Annotated in this window: 21 protein-coding genes, 1 tRNA gene and 1 pseudogene; 8 read left to right on the top strand and 15 right to left on the bottom strand. The window is 71.6% G+C overall.

Features of this window, described 5'->3' with window-relative positions; translation table 11 throughout:
- Positions 1-3: 3 nt before the first annotated feature.
- A complete protein-coding gene (locus tag FHS34_RS15780) occupies positions 4-657 on the bottom strand; it encodes a rhomboid-like protein (RefSeq protein WP_184965575.1) in 654 nt (217 codons plus the stop codon).
- Between FHS34_RS15780 and FHS34_RS15775 the strand changes: the two genes are divergently transcribed.
- The gene (locus FHS34_RS15775; RefSeq protein ID WP_184965573.1) at positions 656-1,567 is read left to right on the top strand and encodes an aminoglycoside phosphotransferase family protein; all 912 of its coding nucleotides are present in this window, start codon (positions 656-658) and stop codon (positions 1,565-1,567) included. The two genes, FHS34_RS15780 and FHS34_RS15775, sit on opposite strands and share 2 nt — an antisense overlap.
- Positions 1,568-1,606: 39 nt before the next feature.
- Here the strand turns inward: FHS34_RS15775 and FHS34_RS15770 are convergent.
- Positions 1,607-1,680, bottom strand: a tRNA-Thr gene (locus FHS34_RS15770).
- Positions 1,681-1,900: 220 nt separating this feature from the next.
- Between FHS34_RS15770 and FHS34_RS15765 the strand changes: the two genes are divergently transcribed.
- From FHS34_RS15765 to FHS34_RS15755, 3 genes are all read left to right on the top strand, one after another.
- Positions 1,901-3,037, top strand: coding sequence for an ABC transporter ATP-binding protein (locus tag FHS34_RS15765; RefSeq protein ID WP_184965571.1), 1,137 nt, complete (start codon positions 1,901-1,903; stop codon positions 3,035-3,037).
- Positions 3,038-3,220: 183 nt separating this feature from the next.
- A complete protein-coding gene (locus FHS34_RS15760) occupies positions 3,221-3,682 on the top strand; it encodes a hypothetical protein (protein ID WP_184965569.1) in 462 nt (153 codons plus the stop codon).
- A gap of 78 nt (positions 3,683-3,760) precedes the next feature.
- Positions 3,761-4,492 (top strand): nucleotidyltransferase family protein, encoded by a 732-nt coding sequence (locus FHS34_RS15755; protein ID WP_184965567.1) that lies wholly within the window; start codon positions 3,761-3,763, stop codon positions 4,490-4,492.
- Positions 4,493-4,684: 192 nt separating this feature from the next.
- On the opposite strand, the gene FHS34_RS15750 is transcribed toward FHS34_RS15755, so the two are convergent.
- The 7 genes from FHS34_RS15750 to FHS34_RS15720 all read right to left on the bottom strand — a co-directional run bounded on the left by FHS34_RS15750 (position 4,685) and on the right by FHS34_RS15720 (position 11,584).
- Positions 4,685-6,421: a DoxX family membrane protein gene (locus tag FHS34_RS15750; RefSeq protein WP_184965565.1), complete on the bottom strand. Its 1,737-nt coding sequence runs from the start codon at positions 6,419-6,421 to the stop codon at positions 4,685-4,687.
- A 149-nt stretch (positions 6,422-6,570) separates the two neighbouring features.
- The gene (gene rlmB, locus FHS34_RS15745) at positions 6,571-7,512 is read right to left on the bottom strand and encodes a 23S rRNA (guanosine(2251)-2'-O)-methyltransferase RlmB (protein ID WP_184965563.1); all 942 of its coding nucleotides are present in this window, start codon (positions 7,510-7,512) and stop codon (positions 6,571-6,573) included.
- Between the two features lie 98 nt (positions 7,513-7,610).
- On the bottom strand, positions 7,611-9,014 hold the full coding sequence (gene cysS, locus FHS34_RS15740) for a cysteine--tRNA ligase (RefSeq protein WP_184965561.1): 1,404 nt from the start codon (positions 9,012-9,014) through the stop codon (positions 7,611-7,613).
- Positions 9,015-9,073: 59 nt separating this feature from the next.
- A complete protein-coding gene (locus FHS34_RS15735) occupies positions 9,074-9,478 on the bottom strand; it encodes a PPOX class F420-dependent oxidoreductase (protein WP_184965558.1) in 405 nt (134 codons plus the stop codon).
- A gap of 86 nt (positions 9,479-9,564) precedes the next feature.
- On the bottom strand, positions 9,565-10,074 hold the full coding sequence (gene ispF, locus FHS34_RS15730; protein ID WP_184965556.1) for a 2-C-methyl-D-erythritol 2,4-cyclodiphosphate synthase: 510 nt from the start codon (positions 10,072-10,074) through the stop codon (positions 9,565-9,567).
- A complete protein-coding gene (ispD, locus tag FHS34_RS15725) occupies positions 10,064-10,816 on the bottom strand; it encodes a 2-C-methyl-D-erythritol 4-phosphate cytidylyltransferase (RefSeq protein ID WP_184965554.1) in 753 nt (250 codons plus the stop codon). Before ispD ends, ispF begins: the two co-directional genes overlap by 11 nt.
- Before the next feature lie 285 nt (positions 10,817-11,101).
- Positions 11,102-11,584: a CarD family transcriptional regulator gene (locus tag FHS34_RS15720; RefSeq protein ID WP_003953493.1), complete on the bottom strand. Its 483-nt coding sequence runs from the start codon at positions 11,582-11,584 to the stop codon at positions 11,102-11,104.
- Between the two features lie 615 nt (positions 11,585-12,199).
- Between FHS34_RS15720 and FHS34_RS15715 the strand changes: the two genes are divergently transcribed.
- A complete protein-coding gene (locus tag FHS34_RS15715; RefSeq protein WP_184965552.1) occupies positions 12,200-12,880 on the top strand; it encodes a copper chaperone PCu(A)C domain-containing protein in 681 nt (226 codons plus the stop codon).
- Between the two features lie 75 nt (positions 12,881-12,955).
- Here FHS34_RS15715 and FHS34_RS44375 read toward each other — a convergent pair.
- The 3 genes and pseudogenes from FHS34_RS44375 to phoR form a co-directional block, all read right to left on the bottom strand.
- A pseudogene (locus FHS34_RS44375) lies at positions 12,956-13,036 on the bottom strand (DNA-binding response regulator); the annotation flags it as partial.
- Positions 13,037-13,113: 77 nt separating this feature from the next.
- The gene (gene phoP / locus FHS34_RS15705) at positions 13,114-13,785 is read right to left on the bottom strand and encodes a two-component system response regulator PhoP (protein ID WP_466437636.1); all 672 of its coding nucleotides are present in this window, start codon (positions 13,783-13,785) and stop codon (positions 13,114-13,116) included.
- Between the two features lie 5 nt (positions 13,786-13,790).
- On the bottom strand, positions 13,791-15,092 hold the full coding sequence (gene phoR / locus FHS34_RS15700; RefSeq protein WP_184965551.1) for a two-component system sensor histidine kinase PhoR: 1,302 nt from the start codon (positions 15,090-15,092) through the stop codon (positions 13,791-13,793).
- A gap of 248 nt (positions 15,093-15,340) precedes the next feature.
- Here phoR and phoU point away from each other — a divergent pair, with 248 nt between their 5' ends.
- From phoU to FHS34_RS15685, 3 genes are all read left to right on the top strand, one after another.
- Positions 15,341-16,030 (top strand): phosphate signaling complex protein PhoU, encoded by a 690-nt coding sequence (gene phoU, locus FHS34_RS15695; protein ID WP_184965549.1) that lies wholly within the window; start codon positions 15,341-15,343, stop codon positions 16,028-16,030.
- Between the two features lie 118 nt (positions 16,031-16,148).
- Positions 16,149-16,304, top strand: coding sequence for a hypothetical protein (locus tag FHS34_RS15690; protein ID WP_184965547.1), 156 nt, complete (start codon positions 16,149-16,151; stop codon positions 16,302-16,304).
- A 149-nt stretch (positions 16,305-16,453) separates the two neighbouring features.
- A complete protein-coding gene (locus FHS34_RS15685) occupies positions 16,454-16,702 on the top strand; it encodes an SCO4226 family nickel-binding protein (RefSeq protein WP_184965545.1) in 249 nt (82 codons plus the stop codon).
- 83 nt (positions 16,703-16,785) lie between these two features.
- On the opposite strand, the gene FHS34_RS15680 is transcribed toward FHS34_RS15685, so the two are convergent.
- From FHS34_RS15680 to FHS34_RS15670, 3 genes are all read right to left on the bottom strand, one after another.
- The gene (locus FHS34_RS15680; protein ID WP_184965543.1) at positions 16,786-17,970 is read right to left on the bottom strand and encodes a GAF and ANTAR domain-containing protein; all 1,185 of its coding nucleotides are present in this window, start codon (positions 17,968-17,970) and stop codon (positions 16,786-16,788) included.
- Between the two features lie 110 nt (positions 17,971-18,080).
- Positions 18,081-18,830, bottom strand: coding sequence for a GAF and ANTAR domain-containing protein (locus FHS34_RS15675; protein WP_184965541.1), 750 nt, complete (start codon positions 18,828-18,830; stop codon positions 18,081-18,083).
- On the bottom strand, positions 18,830-19,744 hold the full coding sequence (locus tag FHS34_RS15670; protein ID WP_184965539.1) for a GAF and ANTAR domain-containing protein: 915 nt from the start codon (positions 19,742-19,744) through the stop codon (positions 18,830-18,832). The genes FHS34_RS15675 and FHS34_RS15670 overlap by 1 nt, the downstream gene beginning before the upstream one ends.
- Positions 19,745-20,058 lie beyond the last annotated feature (314 nt).

Here is a 20,058-nt window from a genome sequence, read left to right as displayed (position 1 = left end):
ACGTTAACCCCTCGGAGCAGCCAGTGTCTCCTTCGGATTCCATGCTTTTCCCCGCCCCCTGACCAGCGGATAACAGGCGAGACCGATCAGCGCCGCGACGAAATGACCGACATCGGTGAACGACGGACCCGCGGCCAGCGGCAGCGCGAACACCACCAGCACCACCAGCACGTACACATACCGCCACGGCACCGCGACCCGGTACCCGAGCACCGCGATCACCCCGGCCAGCGCGTAACTCACCCCGATGTCCAGCGTGTCGACCGCCGCGGCCGGGGCCATACCCTTCCGGATCGCCGCCAACAGCATCGCCTCGCTGATCAGAGAGGCCAGCACATGAGCGGCCGCACACACCCCCAGCCAGCGCACCGTCCCCAGCCAGCGCTCGGCCGACGCGTGGAACACCGTGTACAAGAAGGCGTACGGCAGCCAGTGCCCGCTCTCGATCCACATCGCGCTCGTCACCAGCACCCGCACCGGACTGCGCGACAGCTCATGGATGTTCGTCGACCGGTGCCGCAGGAAATGCTCCTCGAACTCCGCCGGCATGAGATGCAGCGCCACCGTCGTCACCAGCAGGATCCCGAGCCACACACAGGTGCCGGGAGCACCACGGACGTACGCCCACACCGCCCCCGGGCCCCGGACAATTCGCATGAGCCGATTCACGCACGCCGGTACCGTCCGAACCGTGATTGACATCCCCGGAGAGCTGGCCGAGGCACAACAGACCTACAACGGCGCGGCGGGCAAGGCCTTCATCACCGCGCTGCCCGGCCTCGCGGCCGGCTTCCTCGACCGCTGGCGGCTACGACTCGACGGACCGCCGATGAACGGCGTCAGCGCCCTCGTCCTGCCCGTCCTCCGCGCCGGCGGCCACCGAGCGGTCCTCAAACTCCAGCTCCGCGACGAGGAGAGCGAGGGCGAACCGGTCGCCCTGCGCACCTGGAACGGCGACGGAGCCGTACGGCTCCTCGACCACGACCCGGACACCGGCACCATGCTCCTGGAACGCCTGGACGAGACCCGGATGCTCGCCGGCCTCGCCGACACCCGCGAGGCCGTCCTGGTCATCGCCGGACTGCTGGCCCACCTGACGTCCTTCCCCGCCCCGCCCGGCCTGCGCCGCCTCGGCGACCTCACCGAGGCCATGCTGGAACGGACCCACCAGGCCCTGGAGCGCATCCCCGACCCGGCGGTCCGCCGCACGATCGCCGACTGCGCCGCCGCCGTCCGCGAGGTCGCCGCCGAACCCGGCGACCGGCTCCTCCACTGGGACCTGCACGACGAGAACGTCCTCGCCGCCGACCGCGCCGACTGGCTCGCCATCGACCCCAAGCCGCTGGCCGGCGACCCCGGCTTCGAGCTGTGGCCCGCCCTGGACAACCGCTTCGACGCGGCCGAGGTCCGCTGGCGCTTCGACGCCATGACCGACGTCCTCGGCCTGGACCGGGCCCGGGCCCGCGCCTGGACCCTCGGCCGCCTCCTCCAGAACGCCCTGTGGGACGTCGAGGACGGCCGCCCGATCGAGGCCCGCCAACTGGAGATCGCCCACCGACTGGCATGAGAAAGCCCAGGTGGGAACAGATCCCACCTGGGCCACCAGAGCCCCCTGTCGGATTCGAACCGACGACCTTCGCTTTACAAGAGCGGCGCTCTGACCAGCTGAGCTAAGGAGGCCCGCACGCGCGTGCGGCGCGTCCGTGCCTGTGCAGTGTACCCAGGTCCCGGTACGGTCCCGGCGAGAATTTCCGGGAAGTTCACAGGGGTGGAAGTACTGACAGGGCCGGTGAACGGGAGGTACCGTCCTGAGCCAGTTCACCTGTGTGGACTACACCAACCACCTTCCTACAACGGATCGTCCGGCACGTTCCTGCCGGTAGAAGGGGGCCTCTGAGCCATGGCCACTGTCACGTTCGACAAGGCGACCCGTATTTACCCGGGTTCCACCAAGCCCGCCGTCGACGGTCTCGACATCGCGATCGAGGACGGCGAGTTCCTCGTCCTGGTCGGCCCGTCGGGTTGCGGAAAGTCCACCTCGCTGCGGATGCTCGCGGGTCTGGAGGACGTCAACGGCGGCGCCATCCGCATCGGTGACCGCGACGTCACGCACCTGCCGCCCAAGGACCGGGACATCGCCATGGTGTTCCAGAACTACGCCCTCTACCCGCACATGTCGGTCGCCGACAACATGGGCTTCGCGCTCAAGATCGCCGGCGTCAACAAGGCGGAGATCCGGCAGAAGGTCGAGGAGGCCGCGAAGATCCTCGACCTCACGGAGTACCTGGACCGCAAGCCGAAGGCGCTCTCCGGCGGTCAGCGTCAGCGTGTCGCGATGGGCCGCGCGATCGTGCGTGAGCCGCAGGTCTTCCTCATGGACGAGCCGCTGTCCAACCTGGACGCCAAGCTCCGTGTGTCGACGCGTACGCAGATCGCGTCGCTGCAGCGCCGCCTCGGGATCACCACCGTCTACGTCACCCACGACCAGGTCGAGGCGATGACGATGGGCGACCGTGTGGCGGTCCTCAAGGACGGTCTGCTGCAGCAGGTCGACTCGCCGCGGAACATGTACGACAAGCCCGCGAACCTCTTCGTCGCCGGCTTCATCGGCTCGCCCGCCATGAACCTGGTCGAGGTCCCGATCACCGACGGCGGCGTGAAGTTCGGCAACAGTGTCGTCCCGGTCAACCGGGAGGCGCTGAAGGCAGCCGCCGACAAGGGTGACCGCACGGTGACCGTGGGCGTCCGTCCCGAGCACTTCGACGTGGTGGAGCTGGGCGGCGCCGTCGCGGCCTCCCTGTCCAAGGACTCCTCCGACGCCCCGGCCGGCCTCGCCGTGTCCGTGAACGTCGTCGAGGAGCTGGGCGCCGACGGCTATGTGTACGGCACCGCCGAGGTCAGTGGCGAGGTGAAGGACCTGGTGGTGCGCGTCAACGGCCGTCAGGTGCCGGAGAAGGGCTCCACGCTGCACGTGGTGCCGCGGCCGGGCGAGACCCATGTGTTCTCCACGTCCACGGGTGAGCGGCTGTCCGACTGACGCGTCCGACGGCAGGGCCCCGCGGTCTGACCGCGGGGCCCTTCGCGTGGGTGCGGATACCCCGGCAGAGGGATCATTTCGGGCGGTTGCCGTCAACCCACTACCCAGAAAGCGGCGCCATCTCATCCCCCGTAAGGGTGACTCGTTGTCTTCGCGTCATTACCGGGCGCTACCCTCACACGCGTGAAGCACTCCACCACCCCACAGACGCGACGCGGCCACCGGGGCGGCCCTGCCCGCCGGATCGGCCGCACTCTTGCCCTCGTCCTGCCCGTCGTCATGGTGCTCTCCGGGACCCTCGCGGTCACCCGGGTCAACTGGACGGGGAATCCCGCCGGCTCGGTGCTGACCGCCTCCGACGTCTCGTCGGCGGAGGCCCCCTCCAGGACGGCCGCCCGTGCCCCGCAGGACGTGCTCCGCGACCAGCTGATGACCGAACTGCAGGACAAGGACCCCGGCGTGGTGCTCACCCACCTCCAGCGGGCCGTCAACGGACACCCCTCGCTGGCCCGGCACTGCTCCTCCATCGCCCGCGCCCTCGGCACGGCGGCGGTGCGTATCTACGGCGCCTCGCGCGCCCAGTCGTACGCCCGCCCGGTGTGCGACACGGCCTTCGCCTCGGGCGTCCTGGCGGCGCACAGCTGAGGTGGGCCGGGGCGACGGCTCCCCATGGAGCACGCTGCCGCCGGCAGCCCGCGGTGGGGCGCCACGTACAGTGCGGTCATGACCCATCCGAACGCCGCATCGCGCCCCACTCAAGCCGTGGTCCTGGCCGGTGGCCAGGGCTCCCGGCTGCGTCCGTACACCGACGACCGGCCCAAGCCGATGGTCGAGATCCCCGGCACGGGCACTCCGATCATCGGCCACCAGCTCACCTGGCTGGCCGAGGAAGGTGTGACGGACGTGGTGGTCTCCTGCGGCCACCTCGCCGACGTCCTGCAGAAGTGGCTGGACTCGGCCGACCTGCCCGTCTCCGTCACCACCGTCGTGGAGAGCGAGCCCCTCGGCCGCGGAGGCGGTCTGCGGTACGCGGCGGCGCATCTGCCGCATCCCGACCGGCCCTGGTACGCGACGAACGGTGACATCTGGACGCGGTTCTCCCTGCGGGACATGGCCGACTTCCACACCGAGCGGGGCGCGGTCGCGACCCTGGCGCTGGCTCGCCCGCGGATCCCGTGGGGGGCGGTGCAGACCGACGGGTTCGGGCACATCACCGACTTCATCGAGGCGCCGCCGTCGACGTTCGAGATCAACGCGGGTGTCTATGTCTTCTCGCCCGAGTTCGCGTCGCTGCTGCCCGAGCGGGGGGATCACGAGCGGACGACGTTCCCGCGGCTGGCCCGGGAGAAGAGGCTCGCGGGCTTCCCGATCCCGCAGGGTGCGTACTGGCGGGCCATCGACACCGCGAAGGACCTGACGGAAGCGGCCAAGGAACTGACCGCACTCGGTCGCTGACGACCCGCCGGGCACGGGCGGGTGCCGTCCGAGGCCGCTGACGGTCCCACGGGCACGGGCGCGTGTCGTCCGAGGCCGCTGACGGTCCCACGGGCACGGGGAGCGTCCGAGGTCGCTGACGGGCAAGGCTCGCTCCGTGCGAAGGGCCCCGTACCTGGCGTGGTACGGGGCCCTCTGCCTGTTCCGGTGCGGTCAGCCGAGGAGGCCGCCCACTAGGCCGGGCTGGCCGGAGGAGGTGCTGCCGCCGCCGGAGCTGGTGGTGCCGCCGCCCGTGGAGGACGTACCGCCGCCGGTCGTGGTGGAGCCGCCGGTGCTCGTCGGACCCGCCGTCGTGCTCGGGGCGCCGCCGGTGGGGGCCGTCTGGCGGGGCGGCACCTGGCCCGTGGTGCCCTGGGTCTGGACGGGGGTCGTGGTGGTGGCACCGGTGCTGCCGTGGCTCGCACCCGGGGTGGTCGCCGCGCCGGAGGGGCTCGCGCCGGCCGTGGCGTCTCCCGTCGGCGAGCTGGAGGCCGAGGGGCTCTCCTTGTGCCGGGTGCCGGGTTCCTGCGGGAGCGGGGAGCCGGGGAGGTGGTTGCGGGGGGCCTCGCCGGGGCCGGGGACGACCACGCGGCTGGAGTCGCGGACCGCACCGCCCAGCAGGGAGCCGACGAGCAGGGTCAGACCGATCGTGATGACGGTGATCAGCGCACCGCGGCGCAGGACGTAGCGGCGCAGTTCCCAGATGTCGGAGCGGGGGCCGAGGCGGCGCCAGGCGCTGCCCGCGAGGCGGCCGTCCACGGAGTAGACGGGCGCGCCGGCGATGATCAGCGGGGACCAGGCGGCGAGGTAGATGATGTCCGGGGCGTCGTAGGCCGGGACGGTCTTCCAGCTGACGGTGACGATCAGGGCGGCCGAGAGGAGGGCGCCGACCACGGCGGCCACGCGCTGCCAGCAGCCCAGGACGGTCAGGACGCCGACGACGACCTGGAGGAAGGCGATGACCAGGCCGGAGCCGACCGGGTGGTGCAGGGCGAACTGACGCAGCGGCTCGGCGACGTCCCAGGGGTGCAGGGTGTTGAGCCACTTGACCATGGAGCCGCGTTCGCCGCCGTCGAAGTAGACGGGGTCGCAGAGCTTGCCCATGCCGGCGTAGATGGAGATGAAGCCGAGGAAGACGCGCAGGGGCAGGAGGACGACGCCGAGGTTCATCCGGCGCCCGGGGTAGTAGGCGTGCCGGGCGGGGTCGTCGCCCTGGCGCCTGGCGGTGCGCGGGGTGTCGGTGTCCGGGCCGGTGTCGGCCGGGTAGGTGTCGTACGGGTCGTCGTAGGCGTCGGGGTAGCCGTCCGGGTAGGCGTCGGCGGGGTAGGTCGGCCGGTCGTACGCACCGGGGTGGGCGGGTGCGTCGTAGGCGCCGGTGACCGTGCGCATGTGTGGGAGCAGGCGGGTGCCGTCGGCGTCGGGGGCGGTGCGCTGGTGGCCGACGACCGGGGTCTCGACGGTCTGGTCGAGTTCGTCGTAGGTGTCGGCGTAGCCCGTCTGGACGCGTGGGATGACCTGGGTGGCGCCGGCCTCGGCTTCGTCGGCATGGCGGACGCTGCTGCCCCGAACGGCCTGGAGGAGCCGGTGGGCGCCGGTGTCGTCGGGGGCGGACTTGCCGCTCCACACGACGGGGCGGCGGCGGCCCGTGGTGCCTGCCCGGCCTGCCGTGCCCATGACGGGCATCCGGGCGGCGTCCTGGCCGGCGTTCAGGTGTCTGGCGATCCGCGGGGATTGGGTGCCCCTCGCCGTCACGCCCAGCTGCACGCGGAAGCTGGCGTGATTGACGATGACCTGCGCCGGATCGCTCGGCACCTTCACCATGCTCAGCGCGGGAGCGTCGTCGGGCCCGGACTGGAATCCCGATGAGCGGTCCCCCGTGGGTGTGCGGGGTGTTCTGGTGTCCACACTCATCTAACCGAGTGATGTGGCGTTAGGACACTGCTTCTAGCGGCCGGATGTGTCCGGACTCCGTCAAAGCGGCCCGGGACGCCGTATGGGCGCCTGAATTGCCCCGCAAGGGCGAAGTTCCGGACGGGTGTTCAGCCCGTCCGGAACATTGTTCAGCTCCGCCTGCGCGCCGCCTCGTACAGGACGATGCCCGCGGCCACACCGGCGTTGAGCGACTCGGCGCCGCCCGGCATCGGGATCCGGACCCGGAAGTCGCAGGTCTCGCCGACCAGGCGGGACAGGCCCTTGCCCTCGCTGCCGACGACGATGACGACCGGGCCGTCCAGGGCCTGGAGGTCACCGAGTTCGACCTCGCCGTCCGCGGCGAGGCCGACGACGGTGATGCCGGCCTTCTTGTACGCCTCCAGGGCCCGGGTGAGGTTGGTGGCGCGGGCGACCGGCGTGCGGGCGGCCGTGCCGGCGGAGGTCTTCCAGGCGCCGGCGGTCATGCCGGCCGAGCGGCGCTCGGGGACGACGACGCCGTGGCCGCCGAAGGCGGAGACGGAACGGACGACGGCGCCGAGGTTGCGCGGGTCGGTGACACCGTCGAGGGCCACGACGAGCGGGTCCTCGCCCTCGTCGTAGGCGGCCGCGGCGAGGTCCTCGGGGTGCGCGTACTCGTACGGCGGGACCTGCAGGACCAGGCCCTGGTGGTTCAGGTTGTTCGTCATGCGGTCCAGCTCGGGGCGCGGGGCCTCCATGAGGTTGATGCCGCCGCGCTCGGCGGCGAGCTGGAGGGCCTCGCGGACGCGCTCGTCGTTGTCGATGAACTGCTGGACGTACAGGGTCGAGGCGGGGACGCCCTCGCGCAGCGCCTCGACGACCGGGTTGCGGCCGACGACCAGCTCGGAGGCGGACTTGCCGCCCCGGCCGCGCACCACGGGGCGGCGCGTGGCCTGCTTCGTCTTGGCGGTGGCGATGCGGTTCTTCTTGTGTCCCTTGCGCATCTCGGCGGGCGGGGTCGGGCCCTTGCCCTCCAGGCCCTTGCGCCGCTGGCCGCCACTGCCGACCTGCGCGCCCTTCTTGCCGGACATGCGACGGTTGTTCGCGGCCATGACCTACCTGTCTCTGTGGTGCGTCGGATGTGTACGTCTATGCAGTGTGCCGCCCGGAGGTCCGGGCGGCACAATCGATCACCGGATCGCCGGCGGACTCAGCGCGGCCCGAGGGTCCAGCGCGGGCCCTGCGGGCTGTCCTCGATGACCAGTCCGGCCTGGCCCAGCTGGTCGCGGATGGCGTCGGCGGTGGCCCAGTCCTTGCGGGCGCGGGCGGACTCGCGCTGGTCGAGGACGAGCCGGACGAGGCTGTCGATCACGCCGTTCAGGTCCTCGCCGCGGTCCCCCGCCCCGTCGGCCCAGTGCGGGTCGAGCGGGTCGAGGCCGAGGACGCCGAGCATGGCGCGCACCTCGGCGAGCCGGGCGACGGCGCCCTCCTTGTCGTCGGCGGCCAGCGCGCTGTTGCCCTGGCGGACGGTGGTGTGCACGACGGCGAGAGCCCCCGGGACGCCCAGGTCGTCGTCCATCGCCTCGGCGAAGGCGGGCGGGACCTCGGCGGCCGGCTCGACGGTCTTCCCGGCGAGTTCGGTGACCCGCTGGACGAAGCCCTCGATCCGCGCGAACGCGGACTCGGCCTCGCGCAGCGACTCCTCGCTGTACTCGATCATCGAGCGGTAGTGCGGGGTGCCCAGGTAGTAGCGCAGCACGATCGGGCGCCACTGCTTGACCATCTCGCCGACCAGCACGCTGTTGCCGAGCGACTTGGACATCTTGTCGCCGGCCATGGTGACCCAGGCGTTGTGCACCCAGTACCGGGCGAAGTCGTCGCCGTAGGCCTTGGCCTGGGCGATCTCGTTCTCGTGGTGCGGGAAGATCAGGTCGAGGCCGCCGCCGTGGATGTCGAAGGCGGTGCCCAGGTACTTGTGGGCCATCGCCGAGCACTCCAGGTGCCAGCCGGGCCGGCCGGGGCCCCAGGGGGTCGGCCAGGTCGGCTCGCCGGGCTTGGCGGACTTCCACATGGCGAAGTCGCGGGGGTCGCGCTTGCCGGTCTCGCCCTCGCCGGACGGCTGGAGCAGGTTGTCCAGCTCCTGCCGGGACAGCTGCAGGTAGCCGGGGAAGGAGCGCACGTCGAAGTAGACGTTGCCGTCGGACGTGTAGGCGTGGCCGCGCTCGATGAGGCCCTGCATCATCTCGATCATCTCGGTGATGTGGCCGGTGGCGCGTGGCTCGTACGTCGGCGGCAGGCAACCGAGGGCGTCGTAGCCCTCGTTGAAGGCGCGCTCGTTCTCGTAGCCGATCGACCACCAGGGCCGGTTCTGCTCCCGGCTCTTGGTGATGATCTTGTCGTCGATGTCGGTGACGTTGCGGACGAACGTCACCTCGTAGCCGCGGTACGCGAACCAGCGGCGCATGATGTCGAAGTTGAGGCCCGAGCGGATGTGGCCGATGTGGGGGGCCGCCTGCACGGTGGCGCCACAGAGGTAGATCGAGACACAGCCCGGCTTGAGCGGGGTGAAGTCACGGATCTGCCGGGCGCTGGTGTCGTACAGGCGAATGGTCACCACTCCAGGGTAGTGGGCGCGAGAGAGTGCCTCACGCCCTTACCCGCGCTGCCGGGGCCTCAGAGCCGCCCGACGACCTTCCGCGCCGCGATCCGTACGACGACCCGCTGGGCGTCCTCCTTCGAGGCCGGGTTGAAGTCCGCGTACTTCTTGCCCGTGTACTTCAGGCTCAGTTCGTCGATGAGCTCCGGACCGCCCTCGGTGGTCAGCTCGGCGGTGCCGCGGATCTCGGCGTAGGTGTAGGGCGCGTCGAAGGGCTGGACGAGGACCGTCACCCGGGGGTCGCGGCGCAGGTTCTTCTCCTTCTGGCGGCCGATCGTCGTGGAGAAGAGGATGTCGTCGCCGTCCCGCTTCACCCAGACCGGGGACAGCTGCGGACTGCCGTCGGGCTGGATGGTGCCGACGATGACGAAGACCGGGGTGTCGAGCAGGCTCTTGAGGTCGTCGGACAGGGCCGCGGACATGGATACCTCCGGGGGTGCGGGACCTATGGTCACTCTCCGCGTACCCTCGCACGCCCGGAGTGTGTCCGCATCCGAATCGCGTGAGGTCACCCTCGGTCGTCCGGCACCCGCACCACGAGTGCCGTCGCCACCGCCATCAGCCCTTCCTCCCGGCCCGGGAAGCCGAGGCCGTCGGTCGTCGCGCCGGAGACGGACACCGGGGCGCCGGCCGCGTCGGAGAGGATCTTCTGCGCCTCGTCGCGGCGCTTGCCGATCTTCGGGCGGGGGCCGACGACCTGGACGGCGACGTTGCCGACGGCGAAACCCGCCTCGCGCACGATCCGGGCGGCCTCGGTGAGCAGGGTGACCCCTGAGGCGCCGGACCATTCCGGGCGGCCGGTCCCGAAGTGCTGCCCCAGGTCACCGAGGCCGGCGGCGGAGAAGAGCGCGTTGCAGGCGGCGTGGGCGACGACGTCGGCGTCGGAGTGGCCGGCCAGACCGGGCCCCTCCCCTTCCCACTTCAGGCCCGCGCACCACAGTTCGCGGCCTTCCTCGAAGGCGTGGATGTCGGTGCCGATGCCGACGCGGGGAAGCGCGTGGGAGAGCTCAGAAGCCATCGTTGAGCCTCCTGCGGGCCAGGACCGCCTCGGCGAGGACCAGGTCCAGGGGGCGGGTGACCTTGAAGGCCTCCTCATGGCCGGGGACGGCGACGACCGTCGGCCCCAGCTGCTCCACCATGCTCGCGTCGTCGGTGACGTTCTCGGTGACGGTCTCGTGGGCGCGGACCAGGGTCTCCCGGTCGAAGCCCTGCGGGGTCTGCACGGCGCGCAGCCGGGCCCGCTCCGGGGTGGCGAGGACCGCCTCCGGGTCCCCGGCCACGGCCGCGGGCTCGACCTCCTTGACCGTGTCGGCCAGCGGGAGCACGGGCACCACGGCGGGTGCGCCGTCGCGTACGGCCTCGATGACGGCGTCGACCGTGTCGACGGGGACGAGCGGCCGGGCCGCGTCGTGCACCAGGACGATGCCGTACTGCGGCGGCAGGGCGTCCAGGCCGAGCCGGACCGACTCCTGGCGGGACTCCCCGCCGGGGACGACCAGGAAGTCCGTGCGGTCGGGCAGCGCGTGCGCGTCGAGCAGGGACTTCACCTCGGCGGCACCGTCCGGCGGGGCCACGACGACGACCAGCGAGACATGGCGGGACGCGGCGAGGGCGCGGATCGCGTGGATGAGCATGGGCGTGCCGTTCAGCGCGCGCAGCGCCTTGGGGGCGCCCGGACCGAGGCGTACGCCCCGGCCGGCGGCGGGAATCACGGCGGCGACGGGGGTCTGCGCGGGTGTGGGGCGCGATTCGTCAGACATCGGATCCTGTCAGGTTTGTGTGCTCGACCTACGTGGGTATGGCCTGGAGGAGTGCCGGGCGCGACGCCTTGACCGGACCCTTTCCGTGACCCTGGTCGGGACATCCGCCCGGGCCCGGCACCTCAAGTATCAGGGGGTGGATCCGGCGTTCTCGCGGATTTCCGGGGACACCCGCTGCGGGGACGAACATGCCGCAGCGCCCGGCGACAGGATCAGTGTCATCGGGCACCGCGGCATTTCAGTGTGCTGAGCACGACGGAAGCGATGGTTCGCTGCCGCTGTGCGTCAGGAGGCGAGCACCTCGTCGAGCAGGGCCTCGGCCTTGTCCTCGTTGGTGTTCTCCGCGAGAGCCAGCTCGCTCACCAGGATCTGGCGGGCCTTGGCGAGCATGCGCTTCTCACCGGCGGACAGTCCGCGCTCGCGCTCGCGACGCCACAGGTCGCGCACGACCTCGGCGACCTTGATGACATCGCCGGAGGCGAGCTTCTCCAGGTTTGCCTTGTAGCGACGGGACCAGTTCGTGGGCTCCTCGGCGTACGGCGCGCGCAGCACCTCGAAGACCCGGTCCAGCCCGTCCTGACCGACCACATCACGCACGCCGACGAACTCCGCATTGTCCGCTGGCACACGTACCGTCAGGTCACCCTGGGCGACCTTCAGCACCAAGTAGGTCTTGTCCACGCCTTTGATCTGGCGAGTTTCGATGGCCTCGATCAGCGCGGCCCCGTGATGGGGATAGACCACGGTGTCGCCAACCTTGAACGTCATGTGACAGGTACCCCTTCCGTGGCTATCCAGGGTAACACGGAAACCGACGGTTCTGAATGGCGTTTTCGCAGGTCAGGGCATATCTCGGGGCTTGACAACAGCAACCGGAACGTGCTGCGAGGCGCCTGCGGAAGCGGGTATTCGCAGGTCGGAGGGGCTTCCCGGGCGAGGCGAAACACGTGCGTCACAGACCCCGACAGGCCACCCCAAGTGGCGGAACGTCCCGATTTGTCCGGTCTCAAGCGTACGACTTCCGCTACTCCGTTCGGTGACCGGAGGTCGATGTGAGACGAATCCAGAATTGATCAACGGCTGCCGGAGGCGTGTCCCGTGATCAATATCCGGAGGGCCGCGCATTCCTTCACGGAATTTTCGCGGACGCCGTTGAGAGGCGGACACCGTCGCGTTATGTGAATGACAGACGAGCGGCTCCGCAATGTGACCGCGGAGTCACTTGCGCCCTTCGGGGTACCCCCACCTGGAGGGAAGCCCGCGGCTTGGGGGAGGGTCGGGTGCGGTGACGGTGGAACGGCTCGGTAACCTGAGGCCGCTGACAGACACTTAGGGTGGCTTTATAAGGGGAGCCGCCCGCGCGTTCAAGGAGTTGCCGCCGCCGTGAGCAGCAGCCTTCGACGGGGCGCCCTCGCCGCCTCCGCCATCGTCTTCTCGATCGCCTCGCTCGCCGCCTGTGGCGCCGGCAACGACGCCCAGACCCTGGAGATCAAGCCGGACAACGCGGCGACCAGCGTCGGGGACATCAAGATCCAGAACGCCACGATCATCACGCAGCCCGATCTGAAGGCGAGCGGACCGGCCGCGGTCTCCGCGACCCTGTTCAACTCGGGCGACACCGCTCAGACGCTCCAGTCGATCGCCGTCCCGGGCTCGAACGAGAGCGTGAAGCTGAGCCCCGCCAAGGGCCAGAGCCTGACCGTCCCGGCCCACGGCTCCCTGGTCATCGGAGGCAAGGACAACGCCTCCGCGCTGATCCCCAACGGCCGCGAGTCGGTCCAGGACGGCAACGCCCAGAAGATCACCTTCACCCTCAGCAAGACCGGCGAGGTGAGCCTTCCGGCCTTCGTGGTCCCGGCGACCAGCTACTTCGACAAGTGGGGCCCGACCGAGATCCCGTCCGCCTCGCCGTCGGCCTCCGCCGGCAAGACCGGTGCCCCCGGCGCGAGCGCGTCGAGCAGCGGCAAGCCGGAGAAGAGCGGCAAGGCGACCCCGTCCGGTTCCGCCTCCGGCTCGCCCGCCGGCCCGAGCGACTCGGCGTCGCAGTCGGCCGCCGGCCACTGACCGGCCGTACGACAAAGGGCGGCACCCCGTGCGGGGTGCCGCCCTCCGTCGTAGGTGCCTGCCGGCAGGTGCGGCCTACGGCTCGAACTTGTAGCCCAGACCCCGCACCGTCACCAGGTACCGCGGCGCGCCGGGGTCGGGTTCGAGCACCGTCCTCGACGCACCCCTCGCACCGCTGCGCGGGCTTCGGAGTGCTGCGCCGGACTCCGTCCGGCCGTGAGGCAGCCCACGCTCTACGGCTCGAACTTGTAGCCCAGACCCCGCACCGTCACCAGGTACCGCGGCGCGCCGGGGTCGGGTTCGATCTTGGCGCGCAGGCGCTTGACGTGGACGTCGAGCGTCTTGGTGTCGCCCACGTAGTCGGCGCCCCAGACGCGGTCGATGAGCTGCATACGGGTGAGCACGCGGCCCGCGTTGCGCAGCAGCATCTCCAGGAGGTCGAACTCCTTCAGCGGGAGGTCGACCTTGGAGCCGGCGACGGTGACCACGTGGCGGTCGACGTCCATGCGGACCGGGCCCGCCTCCAGCGCGGCCGGGGTGACCTCCTCCGGCTCGCCGCGGCGGCGCAGCACCGCGCGGATGCGGGCGACCAGCTCGCGGGAGGAGAAGGGCTTGGTGACGTAGTCATCGGCTCCTATTTCGAGGCCGACGACCTTGTCGATCTCGCTGTCCTTCGCGGTCACCATGATCACGGGGACGTTGGAGCGGCCGCGCAGCTGGCGGCAGACCTCCGTGCCGGGCAGACCCGGCAGCATCAGGTCGAGGAGGACCAGGTCGGCGCCGTTGCGCTCGAACTCGTCCAGGCCGTCGGGGCCGGTCGCCGCGACGGCGACCTCGAAGCCCTCCTTGCGGAGCATGTACGACAGGGCGTCGGAGAAGGACTCCTCGTCCTCGACGACGAGCACTCGGGTCACGGAAGGACCTCCGGGGCGGGAAGCGGTTCGTACGGGGATGGGTCAGCGGGGCCCGCCTCGTCTTCGAGGTCGGGGTGCTGTTGCGCACGGTCGCGGGCCGCGCCCGCCTCCGGCAGTCTGAGGGTGAAGGTGGAGCCCTGGCCCTCGGCGCTCCAGACCGTGACCTCCCCGCCGTGCGAGGCGACCACGTGCTTGACGATCGCGAGACCCAGGCCGGTGCCGCCGGTGGCCCGGGAGCGGGCCGGGTCGACGCGGTAGAAGCGCTCGAAGATGCGCTCCTTGTCCCTGTCGGAGATACCGATGCCCTGGTCGGTCACGGCGAGTTCGATCATGTCGCCGCCCGGGGCGGTGAGCCGGCGGGCGGCTATGCCGACGCGGGTGCGGGCCGGGGAGTAGTTGACGGCGTTCTCGACCAGGTTGCCGAGGGCGGCGGCCAGCTGGCCCCGGTTTCCCCAGACGTGCAGGTCGGCGGCGGCGCCCGCCCGTCGACCGGGACCGCCCTGGTCGGGCCCTTCGGGCGCCCACACGTTCGTGGCCATCGTGATCTGCTTCGTGCCGGCCTGGTGGCGGCAGCGGTCGATGGCCTCGGCGACCAGTTCGTCCACGCGGACCGGCTCGGCGTCCTCCAGCGGGTCGTCGTTCTGCACCCGGGAGAGGTCGATCAGTTCCTGGACCAGGTTGGTCAGGCGGGTCGCCTCGATCTGCATACGGCCGGCGAAGCGCTGCACCGCCTCGGGGTCGTCGGAGGCGTCCATGACGGCCTCGGAGAGGAGGGAGAGCGCGCCGACGGGCGTCTTCAGCTCATGGCTGACGTTCGCCACGAAGTCGCGTCGCACCGCCTCGATCCTGCGGGCCTCGGTCAGATCCTCGACCAGCAGCAGGACCAGGCGAGAGCCGAGCGGGGCCACGCGCGCGGAGACGGCGAGGGCATCTCCGCGGCCGGTGCCGCGCCGGGGCAGATCCAGTTCGACCTGGCGTATCTCCCCGTCTCTTCGGGTGTCCCGGGCCATCTGGAGCATCGGCTCCACGGCGAGTTTGCCGCCGCGCACCAGCCCGAGGGCGTAGGCGGCGGAACTGGCCTTGACCACGGCGTCGGCCTCGTCGAGGACCACGGCGGAGGAGCGCAGCACCGACAAGACGGTGTCCACGCCGGGCGGGAGTACGGGATCGGTGTGCAAAGAAGTCCTGGTGGGTCGCTTCTGGTCGCGTTCGCTCCAGCGGAACGCCAGCATGGCGATGACACCGGTGAGCACCCCGGCGATCGCTGCCGCTGCGGCGACCGCCGCGTTCACGTCCATGCATCCAGGTTAGGCATGCCGTACGACATGCCCACAGCCGTCCAGCTGCGACCTCGAACACTCGTCGCCCAGAGTTCACCTTGGAGCCAGCATTGGTTCATTTGGGGTGGCGGAAACAGACGCGTACGGGGCACAGCGTGGCAGCGTGGGGTTCGTACCACCGGTTTCGCCGGGAGGCGCACGCTTGACGCGACGATCCCCGGACCCCGAATGAACCCCCGAACGATGACGCACGAGAGGGAACCCTGATGCGGGACGCGTACCACGAGGAACTTGACTCGATCGGCGACGGACTGGTGGAGATGGCCAGGCTGGTCGGCTCGGCCATCGGGCGCGCCACGACCGCCATCCTCGACTCCGATCTGAAGCTGGCCGAGAGCGTGATCGAGGCCGACCAGAAGGTCGACGAGCTCCAGCACGACCTGGAGGCCCGGGCGATAGCCCTGCTGGCCCGGCAGCAGCCGGTGGCGACGGATCTGCGGATAGTGGTCACGTCGCTGCGGATGTCGGCGGATCTGGAGCGCTCCGGCGACCTCGCCCAGCATGTGGCGAAGCTGGCCCGGCTGCGCTTCCCGGCGCGCGCGGTCCCGCAGGACCTGCACGCCACGATCCTGGAGATGGGCCAGCTCGCGCAGCGTCTGATGGCGAAGGCCGCCGAGGTGATCATCACGAAGGACGTCGACCTCGCGCTCCAGCTGGAGCAGGACGACGACGAGATGGACCTCCTGCACCGCACGCTCTTCCAGCACCTGATCGACGACCGATGGAAGCACGGCATCGAGACGGCCGTCGACGTCACCCTGCTGGGCCGCTACTACGAGCGGTACGCCGACCACGCCGTGGCCGTCGCCAAGCGCGTGGTCTACCTGGTCACCGGCGAGCACGCGGACGACCTCCAGCAGGACATCCAGCCGGTGACGGGCGTCGAGGGCGCGTAACTCCCCGGGGGGAGCCAGGGAGTTTCCGGCCGGGCGCCTCCGTGCGCCGTTGATGCGCCCGGCCGGACGGGCATGAAATGGGCGAGGGCACCCCTGCCCCGAGGTCTAGGAGGGACCCATGGCCGAATCCCCCGGAACCACGCCCGACCCCACACAGGAGCGCGAGACCGAGCAGCCCGTCGAGATCAGGAGCCTGCCGCTGTTCGGCGCGTGCGGCTGCGGCTCGGGCTGCGGCTGCGGGTGCCAGTCGGGCAACCCCTGCCAGTGCGGCTGAACGACGACTCTGGGCCGGTGGGAACGCGGTTCCCACCGGCCCTCCGCCGTACCGGGCCCACACCGGCCCTCCGCCGTACCGGATGCCCATCCTCCGCGCCGGGCGCAGCATGGACGTGTGGGACGGACCGGTCGGAAGGAGGCGTGGTCATGGCCAAGTTCATGGACGTGCACCGCGGCATGCAGGGCATCACGGCCGAGCAGCTGCTGGAGGCGCACAAGGCCGATCTCGCCATCGAGAAGGACGAGTCGGTGCACTTCGAGCACGCCTGGGCGGACCCGGAGTCGGGGCACATCTACTGCCTCTCCGAGGCCCCCTCGGCCGAAGCCGTCCAGCGCGTCCACGAACGCGCGGGGCACCGCGCGGACGAGGTCCATCCGGTACCGCTGCAGGTCTGAGGCTCGCCGTCGCTGCGCGTCGGGCTCCCGCCGGATCCCCGGTTCTCCGGATCCCCGGTTCTCCGGTTCTCCGGATCCCGGACTCAGGACAGGAGCGCGCGGCGGTGCAGATCCTCCAGGGCGCTGTGGAGCGTGATCTTCCGGTGCCAGTCCAGCCAGGCCCCCGCCTCCCGGGCGATCCGGTCCAGGGTGCCGAGTTCGGCCTCGGTGTAGGCGTGGCACGGCCGGGCGTGGTGGGTGGAGAACATGCCCTGCGGCAGGCCGCCGGCACCCGGGATCGGCGTGCTCTGCAGGGAGCGGCAGTGGGCGGCGAGCAGCACGGCCCGCGAGTCCTCGTCGAAGAAGGGTGCGGTGACGACGTCGTCCACGACGACGCGTTCGCTCTTGCGGGCGGCCTCGCCGCAGGCCGTCGTACCGGCGTCGTCGATCACCGCGAAGAAGCGGACGAACTCGTCGGAGAATCCGCAGTGGGACTCCAGCCACAGCGTGTTGTCGGCCCGGTCCAGGAGCTGGACGTCGGCCATCCGCGCGTGCGCGGCCGCGCAGACTGCGTCCCGCAGCGCGTCCAGGAAGGCCGCCTGGGTGAGCGGCCGGCCGTCCGGCGGGCCGAGGAAGCCGACGGCGGGCTGGGCGGTGGCTCCGGCGTCCGTGAACCACGGCTCGCCGGGCACCGGCGGCGGTGTCTTGGTGAGCGTGGCGGCCAGCCCCGCGCGGCTCAGCCCGTGCGTCCGGGCGACGCCGCGCAGCAGGACGCCGGCGGACCGCGGGTCCCGTAGGCCGTAGCGCTCCACCAGCAGCCCCTGCGCGCGGGCGATCCGGGCGTGCGCGAGCAGCTCGTGCCGCAGCCGCAGGGCGTGCGGACGCAGCGCGGGACTCGGCGCCGCGCCCGTGCCGGAGGCGGCGGCGGAGGTGACGGCGGCCGTCAGCGCTTCGGGCACCGTCGGATACAGCTCGGGCCCCGCGGTTCCGGTGCTGCGGGCGCGGGCCAGGACGGCGGCCGCGTCGGCGGTGCAGGCGGCCAGTCGCAGGAGGCGGCCCCGGGCGGCCCCGGCCGCGGCGAACCGCAGCAGGATCTCGGCCGCGTCCGGGGACAGCCGGTCCAGGCTGCCCAGGTCGACGACCAGCTGGGTGTCCCCCTGCGCGGCGAGCGCGAACTCCAGGGCGGTGCCGACTCCGGTGTCGCCGTACACCGCCAGCACGGTCAGCCGGCCCGTCACCAGGCCGGGCAGGTTCATGTCGAGCACAGTCCGGCAGGAGAAGTTCGGCATGACGGGCCTCCCGGCTGTATGCCTGCCGCCCGCCGCAAGAGTCCGGGGTCGCACGGCTCGCCACCCGGTGCGCGGCCCGGCACACCTCAAGGCTAGTCCGCTACGGGGGGCTAGTCAGCCCGGTCGGCGTCCGGTAGGCCCGCGAGGACGGTGTCCGGCCGCAGGGCGCGCCGGACCAGGGCGTGGGCGATGTCCGTGAGGCGTGCGTGGTGGTGCTCGGCGTACCGGCGCAGGGCCCTGCGGGCTTCCTCCAGGGTGAGGCCGCCGGTCTCCGCGAGCATGCCGGTGGCCATGTCGACGGTCGCCTTCGCCGCGAGGGCGACCTGGACGCGGTTGCTGATGTCGGTGGCCCGTGGCGCCTCCGGGCGCCAGCTGACCAGGGCGACGGCCGCGACGTCGGCGAGGGCCTGGGCCAGCTCCACGTCCAGCGCGGTCAGTCCCCCGGGCCGGCGCAGCAGCAGGTTGACCGCGCCGACGCTCTGCCGGTGCACGCGCAGCGGGAGCGCGTGCAGGGAGCGGTAGCCGCACCGGACGGCGAAGGGAGCCATGACGGGCCACCGTTCGGCGCTGCCCTCCAGGTCGGGTACGTCGATACGGTGGCCTTCCCGGAAGGCGTCCAGGCAGGGCCCCTCGTCGGCCTGCAGCTGGAAGAACTCCAGGAAGGCGGCCCGTTCCTCGGTGACCGCCATCGTGCGCAGGTCGCCGCGGGAGGAGACCGCCAGGACGCCGACCGCGTCCACGCCGGTGAGCTCGACGCAGTTGCGCGCCAGCCGGTCGGCCAGGACGACGGGGTCGATGTCGTCGGCGAACGAGTCGGCCAGCCCGACGAGCGCCTCGGCGAGCTGCTGTTCACGGCCCATCACCGTTCACCGTCCTTTCCCTCGTCACCGCTGTCCCGCTCGTCGTCCGCCCCGAGGGGGCGTCCGGGATCACCGCCGCGCCGCCCGGGGTCACCGCCGAGGGGAGGGCCCGGGTCGTCGTGCGCCTCCGGCCGGAAGCTCAGACGGCGGGCCAGGACGTCCCGGGCCACCTGGCTGACCGTGCGGCCCCCGGCGTACGCGCGGGCCCGCAGCCGGTCCAGGGCCTGCTCGGGATCCGTGTCCAGCTGCACCATCACCATGCCGACCGCCTGGTAGACCTCGGTGTGGTCGGTCTCGGACGCCGCCACCCAGGACGCTACCTCGTTCTCCGTGTCCTCCCCGGTGCCGCCGTGGTCGCCGTGGTCGGTGGCCTGGAGGTTCATCAGGGCGAAGGTGACCGCGTCGCGCACCCACAGCGCCGTCCGCAGGTCCGGTTCCGCGAGGCCGCCCGACCGGTGGCTGTACAGGTCGAGCGTGCCGACGGCGGCCCCGCTGACGCCGAGCGGCAGCGAGAACACCGCGCGGACGCCGAGTCCCACCGCCTCGTGCGCGAAGATCGGCCAGCGGCGGGCGTCGGGACCCGCGGCGAGGTCGGCCGCGAGGATCGGGGCGCCCTCGTCGAGCGCGCTCTGGCAGGGGCCGTCACCCAGGGTGTACTGCAGTTCGGCCAGCCGGGAGGCGACCCGGTCGCTGGCGCACCACGTCATCCGGATACCCGTGCCGCCGGAGATCGAGACGGAGGCCCCGGCGATGGGCAGCAGCCGCACGCAGGCGGCGCAGAGCGCGCTGGGCACCGCTTGCGGGTCATCGGCACCGCGTGCGGCGGCGGCCAGCGTCTCGCTGATCCTCAGCCGGACTTCGGCATCGGGCGGCAGGCCACCACCGGCCGGCGACCCGGATCCCTCGGGCGGCATGGATATCACCCCCGGTGCGGCGGATGTTCGACCGACATGGTTCGACCGACATGGATCTCCAGTATCCCGTCGCCTTCCGAGTTCCCAGGGCAGGGAAAGTAACTGCGCGTTTTCGCGTCCTGCCGGCCCGGCCCCCGGTCAATCCGCCGCCACGATGCGCTCCACTGCGGCCGTCTCCGGAACGGCGAGCGAACAACCAGCCAGGAGTGGCCTGCGGGATGACGCCTGCCTTCGCGAGAGCAGGCTTCCGGTGCCAAGCAGTCGCGACCGCGCCCGGAAGGCTCCCAACAGGGCACTCAGGCCGGAACGCCGGG

This window comes from Streptomyces echinatus (genome assembly GCF_014203595.1).
In the GTDB taxonomy this organism is placed as follows: domain Bacteria; phylum Actinomycetota; class Actinomycetes; order Streptomycetales; family Streptomycetaceae; genus Streptomyces; species Streptomyces echinatus.
Note: the sequence above shows the minus strand (reverse complement) of the source record. Positions and strands in the feature narration are given on the sequence as shown.

Excerpts from the sequence above, each read along its gene's own strand:
- FHS34_RS15775 (WP_184965573.1), top strand. The coding sequence starts at position 656 with ATGAGCCGATTCACGCACGCCGGTACCGTCCGAACCGTGATTGACATC.
- FHS34_RS15780 (WP_184965575.1), bottom strand. The coding sequence starts at position 657 with ATGCGAATTGTCCGGGGCCCGGGGGCGGTGTGGGCGTACGTCCGTGGT.
- FHS34_RS15765 (WP_184965571.1), top strand. The coding sequence starts at position 1,901 with ATGGCCACTGTCACGTTCGACAAGGCGACCCGTATTTACCCGGGTTCC.
- FHS34_RS15755 (WP_184965567.1), top strand. The coding sequence starts at position 3,761 with ATGACCCATCCGAACGCCGCATCGCGCCCCACTCAAGCCGTGGTCCTG.
- FHS34_RS15750 (WP_184965565.1), bottom strand. The coding sequence starts at position 6,421 with ATGAGTGTGGACACCAGAACACCCCGCACACCCACGGGGGACCGCTCA.
- rlmB (WP_184965563.1), bottom strand. The coding sequence starts at position 7,512 with ATGGCCGCGAACAACCGTCGCATGTCCGGCAAGAAGGGCGCGCAGGTC.
- FHS34_RS15735 (WP_184965558.1), bottom strand. The coding sequence starts at position 9,478 with ATGTCCGCGGCCCTGTCCGACGACCTCAAGAGCCTGCTCGACACCCCG.
- ispF (WP_184965556.1), bottom strand. The coding sequence starts at position 10,074 with ATGGCTTCTGAGCTCTCCCACGCGCTTCCCCGCGTCGGCATCGGCACC.
- ispD (WP_184965554.1), bottom strand. The coding sequence starts at position 10,816 with ATGTCTGACGAATCGCGCCCCACACCCGCGCAGACCCCCGTCGCCGCC.
- FHS34_RS15720 (WP_003953493.1), bottom strand. The coding sequence starts at position 11,584 with ATGACGTTCAAGGTTGGCGACACCGTGGTCTATCCCCATCACGGGGCC.
- phoR (WP_184965551.1), bottom strand. The coding sequence starts at position 15,092 with ATGGACGTGAACGCGGCGGTCGCCGCAGCGGCAGCGATCGCCGGGGTG.
- phoU (WP_184965549.1), top strand. The coding sequence starts at position 15,341 with ATGCGGGACGCGTACCACGAGGAACTTGACTCGATCGGCGACGGACTG.
- FHS34_RS15690 (WP_184965547.1), top strand. The coding sequence starts at position 16,149 with ATGGCCGAATCCCCCGGAACCACGCCCGACCCCACACAGGAGCGCGAG.
- FHS34_RS15685 (WP_184965545.1), top strand. The coding sequence starts at position 16,454 with ATGGCCAAGTTCATGGACGTGCACCGCGGCATGCAGGGCATCACGGCC.
- FHS34_RS15680 (WP_184965543.1), bottom strand. The coding sequence starts at position 17,970 with ATGCCGAACTTCTCCTGCCGGACTGTGCTCGACATGAACCTGCCCGGC.
- FHS34_RS15675 (WP_184965541.1), bottom strand. The coding sequence starts at position 18,830 with ATGGGCCGTGAACAGCAGCTCGCCGAGGCGCTCGTCGGGCTGGCCGAC.
- FHS34_RS15670 (WP_184965539.1), bottom strand. The coding sequence starts at position 19,744 with ATGCCGCCCGAGGGATCCGGGTCGCCGGCCGGTGGTGGCCTGCCGCCC.